The following is a 19,673-nucleotide window of genomic DNA, read 5'->3' as shown; positions in this document are numbered from 1 at the left end:
CTTCGTCGTCCCCTCCGGGAGGCCGCCCCGTGCACCTCGCCCCGACCGAGCGGCAGCTCCGGCTGCGCGCCGAACTCCGCGCGTACTTCCGCGAGACGATGCCCGACGGGCCGCCCCCGGCGACCGACGGGCCCGCCCAGCGCCGGCTGCTGCGGCGGATCGGCGCCGACGGGCTCCTCGGCCTCGGCTGGCCGGAGGAGTACGGAGGGCAGGGCCGCGGCCCCGACGAGCAGTTCGTCTTCTTCGACGAGGCGTACCGGGCCGGAGCCCCGGTCTCGATGGTCACCCTCAACACCGTGGGCCCCACCCTCATGCGGTACGGCACCGAGGAGCAGAAGGCCGCCTTCCTGCCCCGGATCCTGAGCGGCGAGTGCGTCTTCGCCATCGGCTACAGCGAGCCCGAGGCCGGTACGGACCTGGCCTCGCTCCGCACCCGGGCGGTGCGGGACGGCGACTCCTGGGTCGTCGACGGGCAGAAGGTCTTCACCTCCAACGCGCAGAACGCCGACTGGATCTGGCTCGCCTGCCGCACCGACCCCGAGGCGCCCCCGCACCGGGGCATCTCCCTCCTCCTCGTCCCCACCGACACCCCGGGCTTCTCCTGGACCCCCATCGAGACCGTCGGCGGGCTCACCACGACCGCGACCTACTACGACGGGATCCGGATCCCGGCCGGGAACCTCGTGGGGGAGGAGAACGGCGGCTGGGGGCTCATCACCGACCAGCTCAACCACGAGCGGGTCGCGCTGGCCGCGATCGGCATGCAGGCGGAGGACTTCTTCGCCGCCGCGCTCGACCGCGCCCGCACCCCCGATCCGGTGACGGGGCGGCGCCGGGTTGACGAGCCGTGGGTGCGGATCCGGGCGGCCGAGGCGCACGCCCGGCTGGCGGCGACACGCCTGCTCAACTGGCGTCTGGTGGGGGACGTGGGGGCCGGCCGGCTGTCCCCCGGGGACGCCAGCGGCGTGAAGTTCGCGGGAACCGAATCGGCGGTGGAGGTGTACCGAATATGTCAGGAGATCGCGGGTGACGCGGGGACGGTGCGAGCGGGATCGCCGGGGGAGGTGGACGGCGGCGAGCTGGAGCGCATGAACCGCGCCGCCCAGATCAACACCTTCGGGGGAGGGGTGAGCGAGGTGCAGCGGGAGATCGTCGCGCGGGCACGGCTCGGCATGCGGGGGAGGGGCCGGCGATGAGCGGGGAGAACCGGGACCGGCCGCACGAGGGGCAGGAGCGGCCGGCCGAGGGGCGGGACCGGCCGTACGAGGGGCAGGAGCGGCCGGCCGAGGGGCGGGACCGGCTGTACGAGCTGTTGAAGGTCTACGAGGGGAGGCCCGCGGTCACCGCCGGGCGCGGCAAGGACCCGGTGAACCTGCCGATGATCCGGCACTGGTGCGAGGCCATGGGGGACACGCACCCGGCGTACCGGGGGCCGGACGCGGTCGCGCCGCCGACCATGCTCCAGGCGTGGACGATGGGCGGCCTCTCCGGGCACGAGGACCGCTCCGAGGCGTACGGGGAGCTGCTCGCCCTCCTCGACGGCGCCGGGTACACCTCGGTGGTCGCCACCGACTGCGAGCAGGAGTACCTGCGCCCGCTCAGGCCCGGCGCCGAGATCACCTTCGACGCCGTCGTCGAGTCCGTCTCGCCGCGCAAGACGACCAGGCTGGGCACCGGCCACTTCGTGACGACCCGGACGGACGTGCGGGCGGACGGCGAGCTCGCCGGCACCCACCGCTTCCGGATCCTCAAGTACGCCCCCGCCGCGCGGCCGCCGAAGCCCCCGGAGCGGCCACGCCGGCCCCGCCCGGTGATCAACCGGGACAACGCCGGGTTCTGGGAGGGCGTCGCCGCCCACCGGCTGCTGATCCAGCGGTGCACGGCCTGCGGGACCCTCCGCTTCCCCTGGCTGCCGGGGTGCGGCGCCTGCGGGGCGCCGGAGTGGGAGGCCGTCGAGGCGAGCGGCGAGGGCACGGTCTTCTCGTACGTCGTCATGCACCACCCCCCTTTCCCCGCCTTCGACCCGCCGTACGCGGTCGGTCTGATCGAGCTCGCCGAGGGCGTCCGGATGATCTCGAACGTGGTGGGGGTGCCGTACGGCGAGGTCCGGATCGGGATGCCGGTCCGGCTGGAGTTCCGGCGGGTCGACGAGGAGCTGGAGCTGCCCGTCTTCCGCGCCGTGGCGGACGGGCCGGCCGCGAGGGCCGCGGGAGGGGAGCGCTGACATGGACTTCACGCCCACCGAGGAGCAGGAGGCCGCGCGGGAGCTGGCCGCCCGGATCCTCGGCGACCTCTCCACGCACGAGCGGCTCGCCGCCGCCGGCACCGGCACGGACGCCGAGCTGTGGAAGGCGCTGAGCGCGGCCGGACTGCCCGCCGCCGTCGAGGAGATCGGCCTGCTCGGCCTCGTCCTCCTCCTGGAGGAGCAGGGAAGGGTGACGGCCCAGGTGCCGCTCGCCGCGACCGGGGTGTACGGGATCCTCGCCGTCGCCCGGCACGGCACCGGGGAGCAGCGGGCCCGCCTGCTGCCGGGGCTGCGCGACGGGACGGCCGTCGCGACCGGCGCCTTCCCGGCGGCCGGCGCGGTCACGGCGCGCGGCGGGCGGCTCACCGGGACCGTCGGCTGGGTGCCCTGGCTGCGGGACGCCGCGCACGTGCTCGTACCGGACGCCGACCGCGCCCTGTGGCTGGTGCGGACCGAGGACGCCGTCGTCGAGGCCGTCGAGCTGACCGCGCCCTGGGCGGCGGGGCGGCTGGTGCTCGACGGCACGCCCGCCGAGCGGCTGGGGGGCCGGGAGGGGCCGGAGGCGTACGAGGACGTGCTGGCCGCCGCCCGTACCGCCTTCGCCGGTCTCCAGGCGGGTGTCTGTGCCGGGTCGCTGGCCCGGGCCGTCGCGCACACCTCCGTACGGGAGCAGTTCGGTCGGCCGCTCGCCACCCGGCAGGCGGTGCAACTCCGGGCTGCCGACGCCCACATGGACACCGAGTCCATCCGGGTCACCGCCTACGAGGCGGCCTGGCGGTCCGACACGGGCCTCGACTGCGCCGAAGCGGCGCTGACCGCCGCCTGGTGGGCGTCCGAGGCGGGGAAACGGGTCGTGCACAGCGGCCAGCACCTCCACGGCGGCACGGGCGCCGACCTCGACCACCCCGTCCACCGGCACTTCCTCTGGGGCCGGCAGCTCGACGCCTACCTGGGCGGCGGCACCGAACTCCTCGCCGAACTCGGCGACCTGCTCGCGAAGGGAGACCCGTCGTGAAGCCCGTGGAACGACCGGAGGCGAAGGCCGGCGACACCCTGCCGCCGCTGGAGATCCCGGTGACCCGGACCCTGATCGTCGCCGGGGCCGTCGCCTCCCGCGACTACCAGGACGTCCACCACGACGCCGAGGCCGCCCGGGAGAAGGGCTCCCCGGACGTCTTCATGAACATCCTGACCACCAACGGCCTCGTCGGCCGGTACGTCACCGACCACTTCGGCCCGCGCTCGGTGCTCCGCAAGGTCGCCATCCGGCTCGGCGCCCCCAACCACCCCGGCGACACGATGACGTTGACCGGGACCGTGGCCGAGGTGACGGACGGGCCGGACGGCACCCTCACCGCGCTCGTCCGCGTCGCCGGGGCCAACGGCCTCGGCCACCACGTCACCGGCACGGTCACCGTGGAGGTGCCCCGATGAGCCTGCGCCGCCCCGACGGCCTCGGCGGCCGGGCCGCCGTCGCCGGCATCGGCGCGACCGAGTTCTCCAAGGACTCCGGCCGCAGCGAGCTCTCCCTCGCCGTCGAGGCGGTGCGCGCCGCCCTCGACGACGCCGGGCTCACCCCCGGGGACGTGGACGGACTCGTCACCTTCACCATGGACACCAGCCCCGAGATCACCGTCGCGCAGGCGGCCGGCATCGGCGAGCTCTCCTTCTTCTCCCGCGTCCACTACGGCGGCGGCGCCGCCTGCGCCACCGTCCAGCAGGCCGCGCTCGCCGTCGCCGCCGGGGTCGCCGAGGTCGTCGTCTGCTACCGGGCCTTCAACGAGCGGTCGGGGCGCCGCTTCGGCTCCGGCGTGCAGCGGCGCGAGCCCTCCGCCGAGGGCGCCGCGCTCGGCTGGCAGCTCCCCTTCGGGCTGCTCACCCCCGCCTCCTGGGTCGCCATGGCCGCCCAGCGCTACCTGCACGTCCACGGCCTCACCCCGGAGGTCTTCGGGCACGTCGCCGTCACCGACCGCCGGTACGCGGCGACCAACCCCGCCGCGTACTTCCACGGCAAGCCGATCACCCTCGCCGACCACGCCGCCTCCCGCTGGATCGCGGAGCCGCTCCGCCTCCTCGACTGCTGCCAGGAGACCGACGGCGGCCAGGCGATCGTCGTCACCACCCCCGAGCGCGCCCGGGACCTGCGGCACCCGCCCGCCGTCGTCCTCGCCGCCGCCCAGGGCGCGGGCCGCAGACAGGAGGCCATGACCAGCTTCTACCGGGACGGGCTGACCGGGCTGCCCGAGATGAGGGTGGTGGCGCGGCAGCTGTGGCAGACCTCCGGGCTCCGCCCGTCCGACATCGACGTGGGCATCCTCTACGACCACTTCACCCCGTTCGTGCTCATGCAGCTGGAGGAGTTCGGCTTCTGCGGGCCCGGCGAGGGCGGGGACTTCGTCGCGGCGGACGCGCTGCCGCTCAACACCCACGGCGGGCAGCTCGGCGAGGCGTACCTCCACGGCATGAACGGCATCGCGGAGGCGGTCCGCCAGCTGCGGGGCACCTCGGTGAACCAGATACCCGGCGCGGCCCGCGCCCTGGTCACCGCCGGCACGGGCGTACCGACCTCGGGCCTCGTCCTCGGCACGGACGACTGAGGCGCGGGAGCCCGGGCAGGCGGACCGACCACGGCGGGCCGCTCCTGGCCCGCCCTCCTGAACGGCCTGCTGGAGGGGCGGAACCTCTCCGCCGACGACACCGCCTGGGCGATGGACCTGATCATGAGCGGCGAGGCGACCGACGCCCAGATCGCCGGCTTCATGGTGGCGCTGCGCGCCAAGGGCGAGACCGTCGAGGAGATCAGCGGACTCGTCCGGACCATGTACGCCCACGCCAACACCATCGAGGTGCCCGGTCCGGCGGTCGACATCGTCGGCACCGGCGGGGACGGCGCCAAGACCGTCAACATCTCCACGATGGCCTCGATCGTCGTCGCCGGCACCGGCACGAAGGTCGTCAAGCACGGCAACCGCGCCGCCTCCTCCGCCTCCGGCTCCTCCGACGTCCTGGAGAAGCTCGGCATCAACCTCAACCTCACCCCGGAGCGGGTGGCCGAGGTCGCCGAGGAGGCCGGCATCACCATCTGCTTCGCCGTGAAGTTCCACCCCTCGCTGCGGCACGTCGCCGCCGCCCGCGGCCAGCTCGGCATCCGCACCACCTTCAACGTGCTCGGCCCGCTCACCAACCCGGCCCGGGTGAAGGCCCAGGCCGTCGGCGTCGCCGACCCGCGGATGGCCCCGATCGTCGCCGGCGTCTTCGCCGAGCGCGGCAACTCGGCCCTCGTCTTCCGCGGTGACGACGGCCTGGACGAGCTGACCATCACCGGCACCTCCCGGGTGTGGGTGGTCCGGGACGGCGCCGTCCGCGAGGAGGTCTTCGACCCGAAGGACGTCGGCGTCGACTACGCGCCCCTGGAGGCGCTGCGCGGCGCCGACGCCTCCTTCAACGCCGACGTCGCCCGCCGGCTCCTGGCCGGCGAGACCGGTCCCGTACGGGACGCGGTGCTGCTCAACGCGGCGGCGGCGCTCACCGCCCTGGAGCCCGGCGGGGGCACCCTCGCGGAGCGGCTGCGGGCCGGGATGGACCGGGCGGCGGAGTCCATCGACTCCGGGGCCGCCCGCGCCGCCCTGGAGCGCTGGATCGCCGCCAGCAACGCCTGAGGGTCCACCGGGCGGTCCGCGCGACTCCCGTTCCGGAATGCGGACGGGGTTGCGCGGACCGCGAGCGGTGGCATACGTTCGGCGACAGGTCATGAGTGACAGCCCTCAAGCCCCGGCTGGCTGTCCGGCAACCCTCCGTCCGTGGCGGGGTGCCCCGGGTGAAGACCAGGCCGTGGACAGCAAGGTCCTCGGCAAGCGCGGACCCCTGCGCCAACCCTGGGGTCCTGGTCCTCGAGGGAGCGGTCTCGTGAGCAAGCGAATGCGCTAGGGCCTCCGGCCCCTTTTTCCCACCTCCGTGCGGCCCCCTTCTCGCCGCGCGTCGAGGCAACACCCGTACGCGGCACGCCGTTTCGCGCTGCCCCGCGGGTCCTTCACGCCCCTCGCCTGTCCTGCCGGGAGACACCGCCATGTCCGCACGCCCGAACGCCTCCGCCACCGCCGCCTCCGCCGCCGAGTCCGCCGACGCCTGCTGCGCCGGCCCGCTGCCCGTCCTCGGCCGCGACGTCACCGTCCCGCTCGTCACCGGCGGCGAGGTCACCTACGCGGCCCTCGACTACGCCGCCAGCGCCCCCGCCCTCCAGCGGGTCTGGGACGACGTCGCCGCCTACGCCCCGTACTACGGCAGCGTCCACCGCGGCGCCGGCTACCTCTCCCAGCTCTCCACCGACCTCTTCGAGCAGAGCCGCGTCACCGTCGCCGAGTTCCTCGACTGCCGCGAGGGCGACCAGGTCGTCTTCACCCGCTCCACCACCGACTCGCTCAACCTGCTCGCCCGGGTGATCCCCGCCGACTGCCAGGTCTTCGTCTTCGAGACCGAGCACCACGCCTCCCTGCTGCCGTGGCAGGACGCCCGGGTCACCTACCTCAACGCGCCCCGCACCCCGGCGCAGGCCGTCGAGACCCTGGAGCGCGCCCTCGCCGACCGGGATCCCTACGGGCCCGCCCTGGTCTGCGTCACCGGCGCCTCCAACGTCACCGGCGAACTGTGGCCGGTCCGCGAACTGGCCGCCGCCGCCCACGCGCACGGCGCCCGGATCGTCCTCGACGCCGCCCAGCTCGCGCCCCACCACCCGGTCTCGGTGAAGGAGCTCGACGTCGACTGGGTCGCCTTCTCCGGGCACAAGCTGTACGCGCCCTTCGGCTCCGGCGTCCTCGCCGGCCGCGCCGACTGGCTCCAGGCCGCCGAGCCGTACCTGGCCGGCGGCGGCGCCTCCCGCACCGTGGCCCGCCGGACCGACGGCGGGGTGGACGTGGAGTGGCACACCACCGCGGCCCGCCACGAGGCCGGATCGCCGAACGTCATCGGCGTCTACTCCATCGCCTCCGCCTGCAAGGCGCTCACCGAGGCCGGCTTCGACGCCCTCGTCGCCCGCGAGCGGCACCTCATCGACACCGTCCGCGCCGGCCTCGCCGACGTCCCCGAGGTCCGTGTCCTCTCCCTCTTCGGCGACGACGCCCCGCGCGTCGGCGTCATCTCCTTCGTCGTCGACGGCTGGAACAGCTCGCACTTCGCCGCCGCCCTCTCCGCCGAGTACGGCATCGGCGTCCGCGACGGCCTCTTCTGCGCCCACCCGCTGGTCCGGACCCTGCTCGGCTCCGACCCGCAGGACCCGGGCGAGTGCGGCGCGCCCGAGGCGAACCCGGGGGAGAGGTCGCTCAACGCCATCCGCGTCAGCTTCGGCGCCGGCACGCCCGACGAGCACGTCGAGCGGTTCGTCGGCGCCGTGAAGGAGCTGGTCCGCGACGGCGCCCGGTGGACGTACCGCACGGAGGACGGCCGCTGCGTCCCCGACCGCGGCTGAACGGCCGGCCGGTCAGGCGGCCAGCCGGGTCCCCACCAGGACCATCCGCAGGGCCCGCTCGGCCGCGTCCGCCAGGAACTCGGCGCCCCGGTCCAGGGCTTCGGGCAGCGCCACCGGCGCGGGCAGGATCGAGCCGTACGCGTCGACCCCGGCCGCCCGCACCTCGTGCGCGCCGTGCCCCAGCGTCCCGGCCAGCGCCAGCACCGGCACCCCGTGCGCCTTGGCCCGGCGGGCCACCTCCGCCGGGATCTTGCCCCGCACGGTCTGCCCGTCCAGGGCGCCCTCCGCGGTGATCACCAGATCGGCGCGGGCCAGCCGGGCGTCCAGGTCGATCCGGTCGAGCAGCACCTCGAACCGGGGCAGCAGCCGGGCCCCCAGCGCGGCCAGGCCGGCGCCGAGCCCGCCCGAGGCGCCGGACCCCGGGGCCGTACCGAGTCCGGGGGGCGCGCCCAGGTCCCGTACGAGCAGGTCGGCCCAGCGGTCCAGGGCCGCGGCCAGCTCCTCGACCCGCTCCGGGCCCGCGCCCTTCTGCGGGCCGAAGACCCGGGCCACCCCCCGCTCGCCGGTGAGCACGTTGTACGGGTTGCAGGCCACCAACAGCTCGGCGGCCGCGAGCCGGGGATCGAGCCCGGCCGCATCGATCCGCGCGAGCCGCGTCAACGCGGCGCCCCCCAGGGGGAGTTCGGCTCCCCCGTCGTCCAGGAGCCGGGCGCCGAGGGCCTGGAGCGCACCCGCTCCGCCGTCCGAGGTGCCGGAGTCGCCGCAGCCGACGAGGATCCGGCGGGCTCCGGCGTCCAGCGCGGCCCGGATCAGCTCGCCCACCCCGTACGTGGTGGTGGCGCCCGGGTCGCGGCGGCCGGCCGGCACCAGCGAGAGGCCCGCGACGGCCGCCATCTCGACCACCGCGGAGGAGCGGTCGAGGAGCGCGAAGTGGGTCTCGACCGGGGTGCCGAGGGGGCCGGCCGCGACCCGGGGCAGCAGCCTGCCGCCGGTCGCGGCGGCCAGCGCCCGGGCGGTGCCCTCCCCGCCGTCGACCAGCGGGATCAGGTCGACGACGGCGTCCGGGCGGACCCGGCGCAGGCCCTCGGCGATGGCCTCGGCGGCCTCCGGCGCGGAGAGGGACTCCTTGAAACCGCTGGGGGCGACGGCGATGTGCAGACTCACGGCTGGGACTCCAGGAGGACGGGCACGCCGAGCAGCGGCCAGACGAACAGGGCGAAGCAGAGCACCAGGACGGCGCTGAGCGGGGCGAGCACGGCGGAGAGCCGCAGCAGGTCGCGGGGGGTGAAGGAGGGGACGCCGTCCGGCGGTTCGGCGAAGAGGGCGACGGGTTTCGCGGAGGCGGGCAGGGTCTGGCAGAAGCCGGCGGCGGCGGTGGAGGCGAGCGCGGCGGCCACCGGGTTGACCCCGGCGCCGACCGCCGCGGCCACCACCAGCGGCACCAGCACCGAGGAGCGGGCGGAGCGGGACTGGAGCACCAGGTGGGCGGCGGTGCTGACGGCGACGACGACGGCGAGGAACACCCACGGCGGCACCCCGTCCGGCAGTCCGCCGACCAGCCATCCGGCCGCGCCGGACTCGGCCAGCGCCACGCCCATCGCCATGGTCGCGGCCATGAAGAGCAGCATCGGCCAGGGCACCGACCGCAGCCCGTCCTTCATCCGGACCGTGCCGAGCGCGGGGGAGGAGGCCACCACCGCGCCGATCAGCGCGACCACCGCGGGCGACACCCCGTGCAGCGGCTCGGAGCACCAGAGCACCACCACCGTGCACAGCAGCAGCAGACAGCGCTGCTCGGGCGGGGAGAGCGGCCCGGACACCGGGGTGGGGGAGTGTTCCTGGATCGCGGCGACGGTGATCCGCACCGGGGCGCGCCGGTCCTTTTGGCGGGTGGTGGTGAGGAGGACCGCCTCGGCGGCCAGATGGGAGGAGACGACGGCGAGCGGGAGGCCGAGGACCAGCCAGCGGGCGAAGCCGAGGGACTCGCCGGTCTGCTCCAGGAGCACGCCGACGGTGATGAGGTGGGCGCCGGCGCCGATGAGGGTGGCGACGGCCGACAGCAGGATGACGGTGGGGAAGAGCAGCGCCAGCATCACCACCAGCCGCCGCCGGTCCGCCAGTGCCTGGGCGAGGGCCAGGAAGACGGGCAGGGCCAGCGCGGCCCGCCCGGAGGTGGCGGGGACGGCGAAGGCGGTGACGACCAGCGCGGCGGTGGTGAGGTGCACCAGCCGGCGCACGCTGCCGGCGCCGGTGACGAGGAAGGCGGCGGCGCGGCCGGCGAGCCCGGTCCTGGTGACCGCGGCCGCGAGGACGAAGGCGCAGATCAGCAGCCAGACGGTGGCGTCGCCGAGGGTGGCGAAGAGGGTGTCGGCGCTGATCACGCCGGTGACGGTGAGGGCGAGTCCGGCGCCCAGCGCGATGTACGTGTCGTCGACGGGCGCGGCGATCCAGGCGCAGGTCGCGAGGGCGAAGACGGCCAGGGTCAGCCGGGCCTCGCCGCCGAGCCCGGGGGCGGTGCCGGGGAGGGCGAGCACCGCGCAGACGCCGAGCGCGAGGCAGAGCCAGACGGTCTGGCGGAGGGAGAGGGGCACGGGAACCACCCTCCGGGCGGCCGGTGAGCCGTCGATGAGCCTTCCATGAAGGAGGCTTCACGCGGCGCCGGCCGGGCGCGTCACGGCATCCGGTAGCCCATGCCCCGGACCGTCTCCAGCCGTTCGGCGCCCAGCTTCTTGCGGAGCGCCCGGACGTAGACGTCCACGATGTTGGAGCCGGGGTCGAAGTCGTACCCCCACACGTGGGAGAGGATCTGCTCCCGGGAGAGGACCTGTCCGGGGTGGCGCAGGAACAGGTCCAGCAGCACGAACTCACGGGCCGTCAGGTCCACCGTGCGGTCGCCGGCGCGGGCCCGCCGGGTGCGCAGGTCCAGGCTCAGGTCGCCGCTGCGCAGCACGGTGACCTCGGGGGCGCGGGCGGCGGTGCGCAGCCGCAGCCGGATCCGGGCCAGCAGCTCCTCGAAGCGGAACGGCTTGGTCATCCAGTCGTCGGCGCCGCCCTCCAGGCCGGCCACCGTGTCCCGTACCGAGTCGCGGGCCGTCAGGACGAGGACGGGCAGGGTGGCCCGGGCCTCGCGCAGCTCCCGCAGGACGGTGAAGCCGTCCCGGCCGGGCAGTCCGATGTCCAGGACCATCAGGTCGAAGCCGCCGGTGAGCGCCCAGGAGAGCGCGGTGTCGCCGTCGGCGGCGACGGTGGTGGTGAAGCCGTTGGCCCGGAGGCCCTTCTCGACGAAGGAGGCGATGCGCTCCTCGTCCTCCGCGATCAGGACGCGGTTCATGGTCTCTCCTCTGCGGATCCTGTGCGGATCCCCGGGGAATCGTCTGCGGATCCCCCGCGGATCCCCTGCGAACCGAGGATCTTCATTCCTCGAAGACAAGTACGAAGGTGGCGCCGCCGCCCTCGGTCGGGCGCAGCTCCACCCGGCCGCCCCGGTGCCCCTCGGCGATCGCCCGGACGATGGCGAGCCCGAGCCCGGCGCCGCTGGTGCGGGCCCCGCGCCGGGCGGTGCCCCGCCGGAACCGCTCGAAGATCACCGCCGCGTCCTGCTCCTGCACGCCGGGGCCCCGGTCCGCCACGTACAGCTCGATCCGTCCGGCGGTGCTCCGCGAGCCGATCGCGATCCGCGCGCCCGGCACGGTGTGCTGGACCGCGTTCTGCGCGAGCTGCACCATCGCCTGGGTGATCCGCTGGGCGTCGAGCCGCGCCTCCCGGTCGGCCACCCCGTCGAGCACCCAGTCGCGGTCGCCCAGCGCCCGGGCCTTCACGAAGACGTCGGCGGTCAGCTCGCCGAGCTGCACCGGTTCGGTGCGCACGAAGTCCGGCCGCTCGGCCTTGGCGAGCAGCAGCAGGTCCTCCACGATCCGGCTCATCCGGTCCAGCTCGTCGGTGACGAGCCGGACGGTCTCGGCCCGTTCGGCCGGGTCGTCGCCCATCAGCTCCAGGTGCCCGCGGACGATGGTGATGGGGGTCCGCAGCTCGTGCCCGGCGTCGTCGACGAACTGCCGCTGGCCGGCGAAGGCCCGCTCCAGCCGGTCGAGCATCGCGTTGAAGGTCTCGGCGAGCGCCGCGATGTCGTCCTTGCCCTGCACCGGGATCCGCTGGGTGAGGTCCCGTTCGGTCAGCTCGGCGGCGGTCGTCCGCACCACCCGGACGGGGGCGAGGATGCGGCCCGCGACCACCCAGCCGATGCCGGTGGTCAGCAGCAGCGCCACCCCCGATATGGCGAGCAGGATCCGGAACGCCTCGTCGGCGATGGCCTGCTGCCGGTCGGCGTGGAAGGCGACGACGAACGCGGACGGCGGGCCGCCGGTCTCGATCGGCACCTTCGCCCACCGCACCTCGCCCCGCGCGCGGTCGAGCCGCCCCGAGGACTCCGGGGCGGCGGCGACGGCGTCGAGCGAGGGCCGGTCGCGGTGCAGCGGCAGCGGGCTCGGGATGTCCCGGGACTGCCGGACCACCCGCGGTCCGGGCCCGCCGGTGCCGACCAGGCCCAGCAGCTCCTCGTCCGGGTCGGAGTACTGCCGCTGGAGGAAGACCCGCAGCAGCGCCTCGGGGTCGGTGAAGCGCCGGCCGGTGTCCGGGTCGACGCCCTGCTCGACGAAGGTGGCGAACTCGCCGGTCTCCTGGGTGAGCAGCTGGTTGATGCGGTGGTCGGCGTCCCGCAGCAGCAGGGTGCGGGTCACCACGGCGACCGCGGCCAGCGCCACCGCCATGACCAGCAGCAGCCAGAGCAGGATGCGGACGCGGGCGGAGAGCCGGTGGTAGGTGGGCTTCACTCGTGATCGTCATCGTCGTCGTCGCCCGTGGCGGAGGGGCCGGGCACGACGGAGTCGGAGGGCGGCGGCGCCGACGGGGCCGTGGGGGCGGGCGGCGCGCTGGTGGGGGAGGCCGGCGCGGTGGGCGTCGGCGCGGTCGGCCCGGTGGGCGTCGGCGGGGTGGAGAGGTGGACGGCGGGCGGGACCCGCGGCGCCTCCGGCTCGTCGGTCAGCGCGTAGCTGGTGGCCGCGATGCCGAGCGGGACGGCGACGACGGCGACGAGGCCGGCCATGCGGTGGGTGAAGGACATGGTCGCCAGGGTGGGACGCGCGGGCGCGCCCCGGGATGAAGCCCGGATGAGGATTCCTTCATCCGGGCTCCGGCGGGGACCGGCCTCAGGACTCCAGACCGATGGCGAAGGCCGCCTCCAGGTCGTGCTGCGAGTACGTGCGGAAGGCGACGTGCGTGTCGGTGCCCTCGACGCCCGGGATCTTGCTGATCCGGCCGGGGATGACCTCGGCCAGGTCGTCGTGGCGGGGCACCCGGACCATCGCGATGAGGTCGTACGTGCCGGTCACCGAGAAGACCTCGCTGACGTTGTCGAGCGCGGCGATCGACTCCGCGATCTCGGGGATGCGGTCCACGCTGGTCTTGATGAGGACGATCGCGGTGATCACGGCTGGCTGTCTCCCTCGGTCGCCGCTGCTGGGGTTTTCACTCTATCCCCACCCCGGAACCGCACCCAGGCGTAGAGGAAGCCGACGGAGAAGCCCACCACGTGGGCCAGATAGGCGACCCCCGGGCCCGGACCCGCGGTCCGCGCGGCCAGCCACTGGAGCGTGAACCAGAAGACGAGCACCGCCCAGGCCGGGAAGCGCAGCGGCAGGAAGAAGAGGAAGGGGAAGAGGCTCGTCACCCGGGAGCGGGGGAAGAGGAAGAGGAAGGCCCCGAGCACCGCGGAGATCGCCCCCGAGGCCCCGACCAGGGTCTGCTCGCTCTCCGCGTGCGCCACCGCGTAGCCGAGCAGGGCGACGTAGCCGGTGCCCAGGTAGAAGAGGGCGAACTCGACGTGCCCCATCCGCTCCTCGGCCATCGCCCCGAAGACCCACAGGAAGAGCATGTTGCCGAGCAGGTGCAGCCACCCGCCGTGCACGAAGAGCGCCGTGAAGGGGGTGAGCAGGGCCCCGGGATCGCCCCGCGTCAGCTCGGCCGGCACCACCCCCCAGCGCAGGAAGTACGCGCTCTGCGCCGCCGCCACCTCGTCCCCGGTCCCGTACGCCGGGTTCAGACCGGAGACCGGGCTGACAATGAAGAGGAGGCAGCACGCGGCGATCAGTCCGTAGGTCACCACGGGTCCGGTACGGAGGCCCCGACAGGCGCCCAGGGCCGTGCCTCGCCACTCGATCATGGACAGATCATGACGCAGAAGGGACGAAGTGGACAGAGTGCCTCGCCGGGCCGGGCGCCGTCCGGGAAGGCCGTAGGGTTACGGGATCGAGCACCGCAGTTCGACGGCGCACCGCGGCTCCCGCACCTGGTATCACCACGACAGGAAGAAGGACGGCACCATGACGACGGTTCCCCTGCCGACCGCCGAGACCCGCTGGCGCTGCACCCTGTGCGGCAACCTGACCCGCTTCGACGTGACGCGCTCGTCCAAGGTCGTCGAGTACGTCCACCTCGACCTGGCCGGGGAGCCCAAGGTCGAGGAGCGCGAGGTGGTCAGTGAGACCATCGAGTCGGTCCGCTGCCGCTGGTGCAACGCGGTGGACCAGATCGAACTCGTGGACAAGCCGGGCGCCGAGTCCTGACGGACGGCGCCGACGACAGTAGGGGTGACGGATCGTGGAGCAGCCCGCGCACGGTGGCGAACCGGCCGGCGCGGCAGGTGACGCTGCCGAGACGCTCGACCATCCCCTGCCGGAGGGGGTACGGCGGCGGGTGATCGCGCTGGTCGCCGACGCCTTCGGCGGTCTGACCGTCGCCGAGCTGCCCGCACCCCTGCGCCAGTACGCCCGTTTCACCGCGAGCCGGCGCGCCAAGTTCGCCGGCAACGCGATGGCCGCCGCGCTGGAGTCCGATCCGCTCTTCCGGCAGCGGATCGGCGAACGGTTCAAGCAGTCCGAGCCGGAGCTGGCCGGCGCCGTGGAGTCCGGCACCCCGCCCGCCGCCGCCGATCCCGTCGACGTGGCGGCGGCGGCCTACGTGCTCCGTCCGCCGGGCTGGTCCAAGCTGGTGGCCGCCGCGGGCGAGGAGGTCCAGCGGGCGGACGCCGAGCGCGCCGACGAGGCCGGCCGGCGCGAGCTGGAGCGGCTCCGCGAGGAGCTGGCCGCGGCCCGCGAGCGCACCAGGGGCGAGACCGAGCAGCTCCGGCACGATCTGGAGGCCGCCCGCAAGGAAGCCGAATCGCTTCAGCGCAAGCTGCGCAGCGCCCAGAGCGACGTGAAGCGCGGCGAGGCGGCGCTGCGCCGGCTCCAGGCCGAGGCCGAGGCCGCGCGCGCCGAGTCGGCCGCCCAGGTCTCGGCCGCCGAGAGCGAGTCGCGGCGGCTCAGGGCCCGGCTCGGCGAGGTCGAGGCGGCCCTGGAGGCGAGCCGCCGGGCCGCCCGCGAGGGGCGCTCGGTGGAGGACATGCGGCTGCGGCTGCTGCTCGACACCGTCCTCGACGCGGCGCAGGGGCTGCGGCGCGAACTCGCCCTGCCCCCGGCGTCGGTGCACCCGGCGGACACCGTGGACGCCGTGGAGCCGGGGCGGATGTCGCCGAAGGACATCGCGGCCCGGGCCCTGTCGGAGACCGATCCGGCCCTGCTCGACCAGTTGTTGGCGCTGCCGCAGACCCATCTCGTCGTCGACGGCTACAACGTCACCAAGACCGGCTATCCGACGATGCCGCTGGAGAAGCAGCGGCTGCGGCTGCTCGGCGGGCTCTCCGCGCTCGCCGCCCGCTCCGGCGCCGAGGTCACCTGCGTCTTCGACGGGGCCGAGCTGGCCGCTCCGGTGCTGCTCGCGCCGCCGCGCGGGGTGCGGGTGCTCTTCTCCAAGCCGGGCGTCACGGCGGACGAGTTGATCCGCCAGCTGGTGCGGGCGGAGCCGCCGGGCCGGCCGGTCGTCGTGGTCTCCACCGACCGGGAGGTCGCCGACGGCGTCGCGAAGGCCGGTGCGCGGCCGGTGGCGTCCGCTCTGCTCCTCAAGCGCCTTTCACGGCTCTCGTGATGACTCGCCCGGGACGCAACTCTTGCTTCGTATGCCCGATTTCTGGATGGCAGATCGTCAAGTGCCGGTCACGGGCCGTGCGATGCGTGTAAATAAAGTGGTGCGTGAGCGAGTTTTTTGCCATCGGGATTTGAACTGATCACAACTTGGTCACTAGGGTCGGGCCTCGAACCTTCGCGCGGTTGATCACCCATCCGGGCGGTCCGTGGAGGAACCGCCTGCCCTTGACCGGCCGGGCGGCTCGAGGAAGAAGGAGCTCGCCTTCGTGGCGTCCCACCGTCGACCCAAGCAGCCGAGCCGCACCCGTGTGACCGTGCTCACCGCGACCGCGGCCGCCGCCGTCGCGCTCTCCGCCCAGACCGGAGCCCAGGCGGCCCCCAAGCCGAAGATCGACGAGGTCAAGTCGAAGGTCGACAAGCTCTACCACGAGGCCGAGGAGGCCACGGAGCAGCACAGCCTGGCCGAGGAGCGCCGCGGCAAGCTGCAGAAGGAGATCGGCCAGATCCAGGACCGGGTGGCCCGTGGTCAGCAGGAGCTGAACACCCTCCGGGACCAGATCGGTTCGGTCGCCAGCGCCCAGTACCGCTCCGGCGGCATCGACCCGGCGCTCCAGCTCTTCCTCTCCTCGGACCCGGAGGACTACCTCGACAAGGCGTCCGCCATAGGCCGGGTGACGGACCAGCAGGCCGACGTCCTCGCCACCATCCAGGACAAGCAGCGCGCCCTCGCCCAGCAGCGCGCCGAGGCCACCGCGAAGCTCGCCGACCTCGAAGAGGTCCGCAAGACCCTCGGCGAGAAGAAGCAGAAGATCCAGGGCAAGCTCTCCGAGGCCCGCAAGCTCCTCAACACCCTCACCGCCGAGGAGCGCGCCCGCATCCAGCAGGAGGAGCGGGAGCAGGCCGAGCGCGCCTCCCGCGCCGCCGCCCCCCGCGTCGACCTCGGCAACGAGGCCCCGGCCAGCGGCCTGGGCGCCGCCGCCCTCTCCGCCGCCGCCACCCAGCTCGGCAAGCCGTACGTCTCCGGCGCCGAGGGCCCCAACGCGTACGACTGCTCCGGTCTGACGATGTGGGCCTACCGCCAGGCCGGCGTCAGGCTGACCCGCACCACGTACACCCAGCAGAACGACGGCGTGAAGATCGGCCGCAGCCAGCTCAAGCCCGGCGACCTGGTCTTCTTCAACGGCCTGTCGCACGTGGGCCTGTACGCGGGCAACAACACGATCCTGCACGCCCCCAAGCCGGGCGCCGTGGTCCGCTACGAGTCGATGAACTACATGGGCACCTTCCAGTTCGGCGTCCGCATCGGCGGCTGACCCGCCCGGCGTGCCGCCCGAACGGGTGGTTCGCCGCACCCCGAGCTGACCCGACGCCCCGCCGGTGACCTTGTGATCTCCGGCGGGGCGTCATTTTCTGTGCCCGGTGCCTTCGTTGGACGCGGCCGGGGGAGCGGCTACTGTCTGCGGCGCCAGTCCGCACGAGCCGAACGAAGGGGCGCGAGCCGTGGCCTCCCACCGCCGACCCGCCCGGGTCACCGTCCTGACCGCAGCCGCCGCGGCCACCGCGGCGGCCTCCCTCGGCGCCGTCCCCGCGAGCGCCGACCCCGGAGCCGGCGCCGAGGCCACCCGCGCCAAGGTCGACCGCCTCTACGAGGAGGCCGAGCGCGCCGCCGAGGGCTACAACGAGGCGGACGAGAAGGCGGACGCCCTGCGGCGCAAGGTGGGCCGGGCCCAGGACAGCCTCGCCCGCGGCCAGGAGCGGATCAACCGGATGCGGGGCGCGCTCGGTTCGCTCGCCGGCGCCCAGTACCGCTCCGGCGGCCTCGACCCGGCCCTCGTCCTGCTGCTCTCCTCCGACCCGGACAGCTACCTCGACAAGGCGTCCGCCCTCGACCGGGTCACCGCCCGGCAGAGCGCCGCCCTCACCGAGCTCCAGCGGGAGCGCCGCCGCCTCGACCAGGAGCGCGCCGAGGCCCGTACCGCCCTGGCCGAGCTGGAGCGCAGCCGCGCCGAGGTCGCCCGCCACAAGCGCTCGGTCGAGCGGAAGCTCGCCGAGGCCCGCCGGGTCCTCGCCTCCCTCACCGCCGCCGAGCGCGCCGACTACGAGCGGGCCTCCCGCTCCGGCGGCCGCTCCGGGGACGCCCCCGGGAACGGCTCCGGGGCCCCGGGCGAGGAGCTCCCGCCCCCCGCCGACCTCGGCCCGGCCGACTCGCGGGCCGCCGCCGCGGTGCTCGCCGCCCGCAGCGCCGTCGGCAAGCCGTACGTCTGGGGGGCGACCGGCCCCACGGCCTTCGACTGCTCGGGGCTGATGGTCTGGTCGTACCGGCAGGCCGGGATCAGCCTGCCGCGCACCTCGGCCGCCCAGCGGAACGCCGGCCGGCAGGTGCCGCTCTCCCAGGCGCAGCCCGGCGACCTCGTCACCTACCGCGGCGACGCCAGCCACGTCGGCATCTACGCCGGGAACGGGCAGGTCATCCACGCCCCCTACCCGGGCGCCCGGGTCCGCTACGACCCGGTCGGCATGATGTCCCACGTGACGGTGACCCGGATCTGAGCCCGCCGCCGCGGAACGCCGGGAGGCGCGCTTCCGTCACCCTTCCGTACCATCTGAGGCGTGGTGGAACAGGGGTGCGGAGCGCGACGGCCCGGGGCCGTGCTGCTCGCCCTGCTCCTCGCCCTCGCCGCGCTCGTCGGCTGCGGGACCGCCGCCCGGCCCGCCGATCCGGCCCTCCACGAGGTCCAGGCCCTCCTCGACCGGCACGCCGAGGCCCTCCTGGACCGCGACGAGACCGCCTGGCTCGCCGCCGCCGACCCCTCCCACCGGGCGGCCGCCCGGACCGAGTTCCGCCGGCTGGCCGCGGTCCCGCTCGCCGGCTGGAGCTACCGCGTCACCGGCGTCGACCGCACCGGCGAGGGCCGGCTCACCGCCCGGGTCGAGCGCGGCCACCGCGTCGCGGGGTACGACCGCGGCCTCCTCGGCACCGGCCGGATCATGGAGCTCGCCGAGCGGGGCGGGCGCTGGTACCTGACCGGCGAGCGGCCCGCCGACGGCGCCCCGGCGCGGATCTGGGAGCAGGGCGAGGTCACCGCGGTGCGCGGCGCCCGCTCGCTGGTCCTCGGCGTCGGCCAGGACCGGGCCCGGCTGGCCGAGATCGCCCGCCTCGCCGACCGGGCCGTGCCCGCCGTCGACGCGGCGTGGGGCCGGGACTGGGCCCGCCGGGTGCTGGTCCTCGTCCCCGCCTCCCTCGACGGCATGGGCGGGCTGCTCGCGGTGGACGGCTCGCAGTACCGGGGGATAGCGGCCGTCACCACCGGCGAGACCGGGCGGCGCGCCGACGCGCCCGCGGACCGGGTGATCGTCAACCCCGACGCGTACGGGGTGCTCGGCGACTTCGGCCGGGAGCTGGTCCTCACCCACGAGACCGTCCACGTCGCCACCCGCGCCCACACCACGCCGTCCACCCCCGTCTGGCTCTCCGAGGGCTTCGCCGACTGGGCCGCCTACCGGGGCACCGGCCGGACCCCCGCCCAGGCCGCCCCCGAGCTGCGACGGGCCGTCCGGGCCGGGGAGGTGCCGGCCGCGCTCCCCGAGGACGCCGACTTCGGCTTCTCCGGCGACGCCGACGCGCTGGCCCGCGCCTACGAGACGGGCTGGCTGGCCTGCGCGATGATCGCCGACCGCTGGGGCGAGGACCGGCTGACCGCCTTCTACCGCGAGGTGGGCGGCCACCCGGGCCGGGAGGGGGCGGTGGAGAGCGCCCTGCGGAAGGCGCTGGACACGACGCCGGAGGAGTTCACCGCGGGCTGGCGGGCGTACCTGCGCGCTCAGCTCGGCTGAGCGCGGGCGCCGAGCGCGGCGTTGCCGATCGGCGGGTGGTTTCCACGGCGGAAATATGCTTGCCGGAATACGACGTCCGCTCGGCCAGATCCTCCTGCTTCCAGCCCCTTTCCTC

At 75.0% G+C, this 19,673-nt stretch carries 20 protein-coding genes and 1 riboswitch; of the genes, 12 read left to right on the top strand and 8 right to left on the bottom strand.

Annotation, left to right across the window (positions count from 1 at the left end):
- Positions 1-29: 29 nt before the first annotated feature.
- The 7 genes from AB0E83_RS00100 (at position 30) to AB0E83_RS00070 (ending at position 7,706) form a co-directional block, all read left to right on the top strand.
- Positions 30-1,196, top strand: a complete 1,167-nt coding sequence (locus AB0E83_RS00100) for an acyl-CoA dehydrogenase family protein (RefSeq protein WP_362103796.1) — start codon at positions 30-32, stop codon at positions 1,194-1,196.
- Positions 1,193-2,224: a bifunctional MaoC family dehydratase N-terminal/OB-fold nucleic acid binding domain-containing protein gene (locus tag AB0E83_RS00095; RefSeq protein ID WP_362103794.1), complete on the top strand. Its 1,032-nt coding sequence runs from the start codon at positions 1,193-1,195 to the stop codon at positions 2,222-2,224. Before AB0E83_RS00100 ends, AB0E83_RS00095 begins: the two co-directional genes overlap by 4 nt.
- A gap of 1 nt (position 2,225) precedes the next feature.
- On the top strand, positions 2,226-3,260 hold the full coding sequence (locus tag AB0E83_RS00090) for an acyl-CoA dehydrogenase family protein (protein WP_362103793.1): 1,035 nt from the start codon (positions 2,226-2,228) through the stop codon (positions 3,258-3,260).
- A complete protein-coding gene (locus tag AB0E83_RS00085; protein WP_362103791.1) occupies positions 3,257-3,679 on the top strand; it encodes a MaoC family dehydratase in 423 nt (140 codons plus the stop codon). The genes AB0E83_RS00090 and AB0E83_RS00085 overlap by 4 nt, the downstream gene beginning before the upstream one ends.
- Positions 3,676-4,842: a lipid-transfer protein gene (locus tag AB0E83_RS00080; protein ID WP_362103789.1), complete on the top strand. Its 1,167-nt coding sequence runs from the start codon at positions 3,676-3,678 to the stop codon at positions 4,840-4,842. Before AB0E83_RS00085 ends, AB0E83_RS00080 begins: the two co-directional genes overlap by 4 nt.
- Before the next feature lie 57 nt (positions 4,843-4,899).
- Positions 4,900-5,904: an anthranilate phosphoribosyltransferase gene (trpD, locus tag AB0E83_RS00075; protein ID WP_362104249.1), complete on the top strand. Its 1,005-nt coding sequence runs from the start codon at positions 4,900-4,902 to the stop codon at positions 5,902-5,904.
- An 87-nt stretch (positions 5,905-5,991) separates the two neighbouring features.
- Positions 5,992-6,108: riboswitch (SAM riboswitch) on the top strand.
- A gap of 203 nt (positions 6,109-6,311) precedes the next feature.
- Positions 6,312-7,706, top strand: a complete 1,395-nt coding sequence (locus tag AB0E83_RS00070; protein ID WP_362103787.1) for an aminotransferase class V-fold PLP-dependent enzyme — start codon at positions 6,312-6,314, stop codon at positions 7,704-7,706.
- Between the two features lie 12 nt (positions 7,707-7,718).
- Here the strand turns inward: AB0E83_RS00070 and AB0E83_RS00065 are convergent, their stop codons facing one another.
- The 7 genes from AB0E83_RS00065 to AB0E83_RS00035 all read right to left on the bottom strand — a co-directional run bounded on the left by AB0E83_RS00065 (position 7,719) and on the right by AB0E83_RS00035 (position 13,923).
- On the bottom strand, positions 7,719-8,870 hold the full coding sequence (locus tag AB0E83_RS00065) for a glycerate kinase (RefSeq protein ID WP_362103786.1): 1,152 nt from the start codon (positions 8,868-8,870) through the stop codon (positions 7,719-7,721).
- The gene (locus tag AB0E83_RS00060; RefSeq protein WP_362103784.1) at positions 8,867-10,297 is read right to left on the bottom strand and encodes an SLC13 family permease; all 1,431 of its coding nucleotides are present in this window, start codon (positions 10,295-10,297) and stop codon (positions 8,867-8,869) included. The genes AB0E83_RS00065 and AB0E83_RS00060 overlap by 4 nt, the downstream gene beginning before the upstream one ends.
- 80 nt (positions 10,298-10,377) lie before the next feature.
- Positions 10,378-11,037 carry a response regulator transcription factor gene (locus tag AB0E83_RS00055; protein WP_362103782.1) on the bottom strand — a complete coding sequence of 220 codons (660 nt, stop codon included), beginning with the start codon at positions 11,035-11,037 and terminating at the stop codon, positions 10,378-10,380.
- 82 nt (positions 11,038-11,119) lie between these two features.
- Positions 11,120-12,472: an ATP-binding protein gene (locus AB0E83_RS00050; protein ID WP_362104247.1), complete on the bottom strand. Its 1,353-nt coding sequence runs from the start codon at positions 12,470-12,472 to the stop codon at positions 11,120-11,122.
- A gap of 59 nt (positions 12,473-12,531) precedes the next feature.
- Positions 12,532-12,825: a small hydrophilic protein gene (locus tag AB0E83_RS00045; RefSeq protein ID WP_362103780.1), complete on the bottom strand. Its 294-nt coding sequence runs from the start codon at positions 12,823-12,825 to the stop codon at positions 12,532-12,534.
- Positions 12,826-12,910: 85 nt separating this feature from the next.
- Positions 12,911-13,192 (bottom strand): Lrp/AsnC ligand binding domain-containing protein, encoded by a 282-nt coding sequence (locus AB0E83_RS00040; protein ID WP_030758121.1) that lies wholly within the window; start codon positions 13,190-13,192, stop codon positions 12,911-12,913.
- Complete coding sequence (locus AB0E83_RS00035) at positions 13,189-13,923, bottom strand: rhomboid family intramembrane serine protease (protein WP_362103778.1); 735 nt, start codon at positions 13,921-13,923, stop codon at positions 13,189-13,191. Before AB0E83_RS00035 ends, AB0E83_RS00040 begins: the two co-directional genes overlap by 4 nt.
- Before the next feature lie 160 nt (positions 13,924-14,083).
- Between AB0E83_RS00035 and AB0E83_RS00030 the strand changes: the two genes are divergently transcribed.
- The 5 genes from AB0E83_RS00030 (at position 14,084) to AB0E83_RS00010 (ending at position 19,558) form a co-directional block, all read left to right on the top strand.
- A complete protein-coding gene (locus AB0E83_RS00030) occupies positions 14,084-14,326 on the top strand; it encodes a hypothetical protein (protein ID WP_282691842.1) in 243 nt (80 codons plus the stop codon).
- A 34-nt stretch (positions 14,327-14,360) separates the two neighbouring features.
- Positions 14,361-15,725: an NYN domain-containing protein gene (locus AB0E83_RS00025; RefSeq protein WP_362103776.1), complete on the top strand. Its 1,365-nt coding sequence runs from the start codon at positions 14,361-14,363 to the stop codon at positions 15,723-15,725.
- A 265-nt stretch (positions 15,726-15,990) separates the two neighbouring features.
- Positions 15,991-17,037, top strand: a complete 1,047-nt coding sequence (locus tag AB0E83_RS00020; RefSeq protein WP_362103774.1) for an NlpC/P60 family protein — start codon at positions 15,991-15,993, stop codon at positions 17,035-17,037.
- Positions 17,038-17,224: 187 nt separating this feature from the next.
- A complete protein-coding gene (locus tag AB0E83_RS00015; RefSeq protein ID WP_362103773.1) occupies positions 17,225-18,274 on the top strand; it encodes an NlpC/P60 family protein in 1,050 nt (349 codons plus the stop codon).
- 60 nt (positions 18,275-18,334) lie between these two features.
- A complete protein-coding gene (locus tag AB0E83_RS00010; RefSeq protein ID WP_362103771.1) occupies positions 18,335-19,558 on the top strand; it encodes a hypothetical protein in 1,224 nt (407 codons plus the stop codon).
- Here the strand turns inward: AB0E83_RS00010 and AB0E83_RS00005 are convergent.
- Positions 19,515-19,613, bottom strand: a complete 99-nt coding sequence (locus tag AB0E83_RS00005; protein ID WP_362104246.1) for a hypothetical protein — start codon at positions 19,611-19,613, stop codon at positions 19,515-19,517. The two genes, AB0E83_RS00010 and AB0E83_RS00005, sit on opposite strands and share 44 nt — an antisense overlap.
- Positions 19,614-19,673 lie beyond the last annotated feature (60 nt).

Source organism: Streptomyces sp. NPDC035033, assembly GCF_040636735.1.
In the GTDB taxonomy this organism is placed as follows: Bacteria; Actinomycetota; Actinomycetes; order Streptomycetales; family Streptomycetaceae; genus Streptomyces.
This window is presented reverse-complemented; position numbering and strand designations above follow the sequence as displayed.

What these genes read in the sequence shown, in the direction of transcription:
- AB0E83_RS00095 (WP_362103794.1), top strand. Translation starts at nt 1,193, where the DNA reads ATGAGCGGGGAGAACCGGGACCGGCCGCACGAGGGGCAGGAGCGGCCG.
- AB0E83_RS00090 (WP_362103793.1), top strand. Translation starts at nt 2,226, where the DNA reads ATGGACTTCACGCCCACCGAGGAGCAGGAGGCCGCGCGGGAGCTGGCC.
- AB0E83_RS00080 (WP_362103789.1), top strand. Translation starts at nt 3,676, where the DNA reads ATGAGCCTGCGCCGCCCCGACGGCCTCGGCGGCCGGGCCGCCGTCGCC.
- AB0E83_RS00070 (WP_362103787.1), top strand. Translation starts at nt 6,312, where the DNA reads ATGTCCGCACGCCCGAACGCCTCCGCCACCGCCGCCTCCGCCGCCGAG.
- AB0E83_RS00055 (WP_362103782.1), bottom strand. Translation starts at nt 11,037, where the DNA reads ATGAACCGCGTCCTGATCGCGGAGGACGAGGAGCGCATCGCCTCCTTC.
- AB0E83_RS00050 (WP_362104247.1), bottom strand. Translation starts at nt 12,472, where the DNA reads ATGGCGGTGGCGCTGGCCGCGGTCGCCGTGGTGACCCGCACCCTGCTG.
- AB0E83_RS00045 (WP_362103780.1), bottom strand. Translation starts at nt 12,825, where the DNA reads ATGTCCTTCACCCACCGCATGGCCGGCCTCGTCGCCGTCGTCGCCGTC.
- AB0E83_RS00035 (WP_362103778.1), bottom strand. Translation starts at nt 13,923, where the DNA reads ATGATCGAGTGGCGAGGCACGGCCCTGGGCGCCTGTCGGGGCCTCCGT.
- AB0E83_RS00030 (WP_282691842.1), top strand. Translation starts at nt 14,084, where the DNA reads ATGACGACGGTTCCCCTGCCGACCGCCGAGACCCGCTGGCGCTGCACC.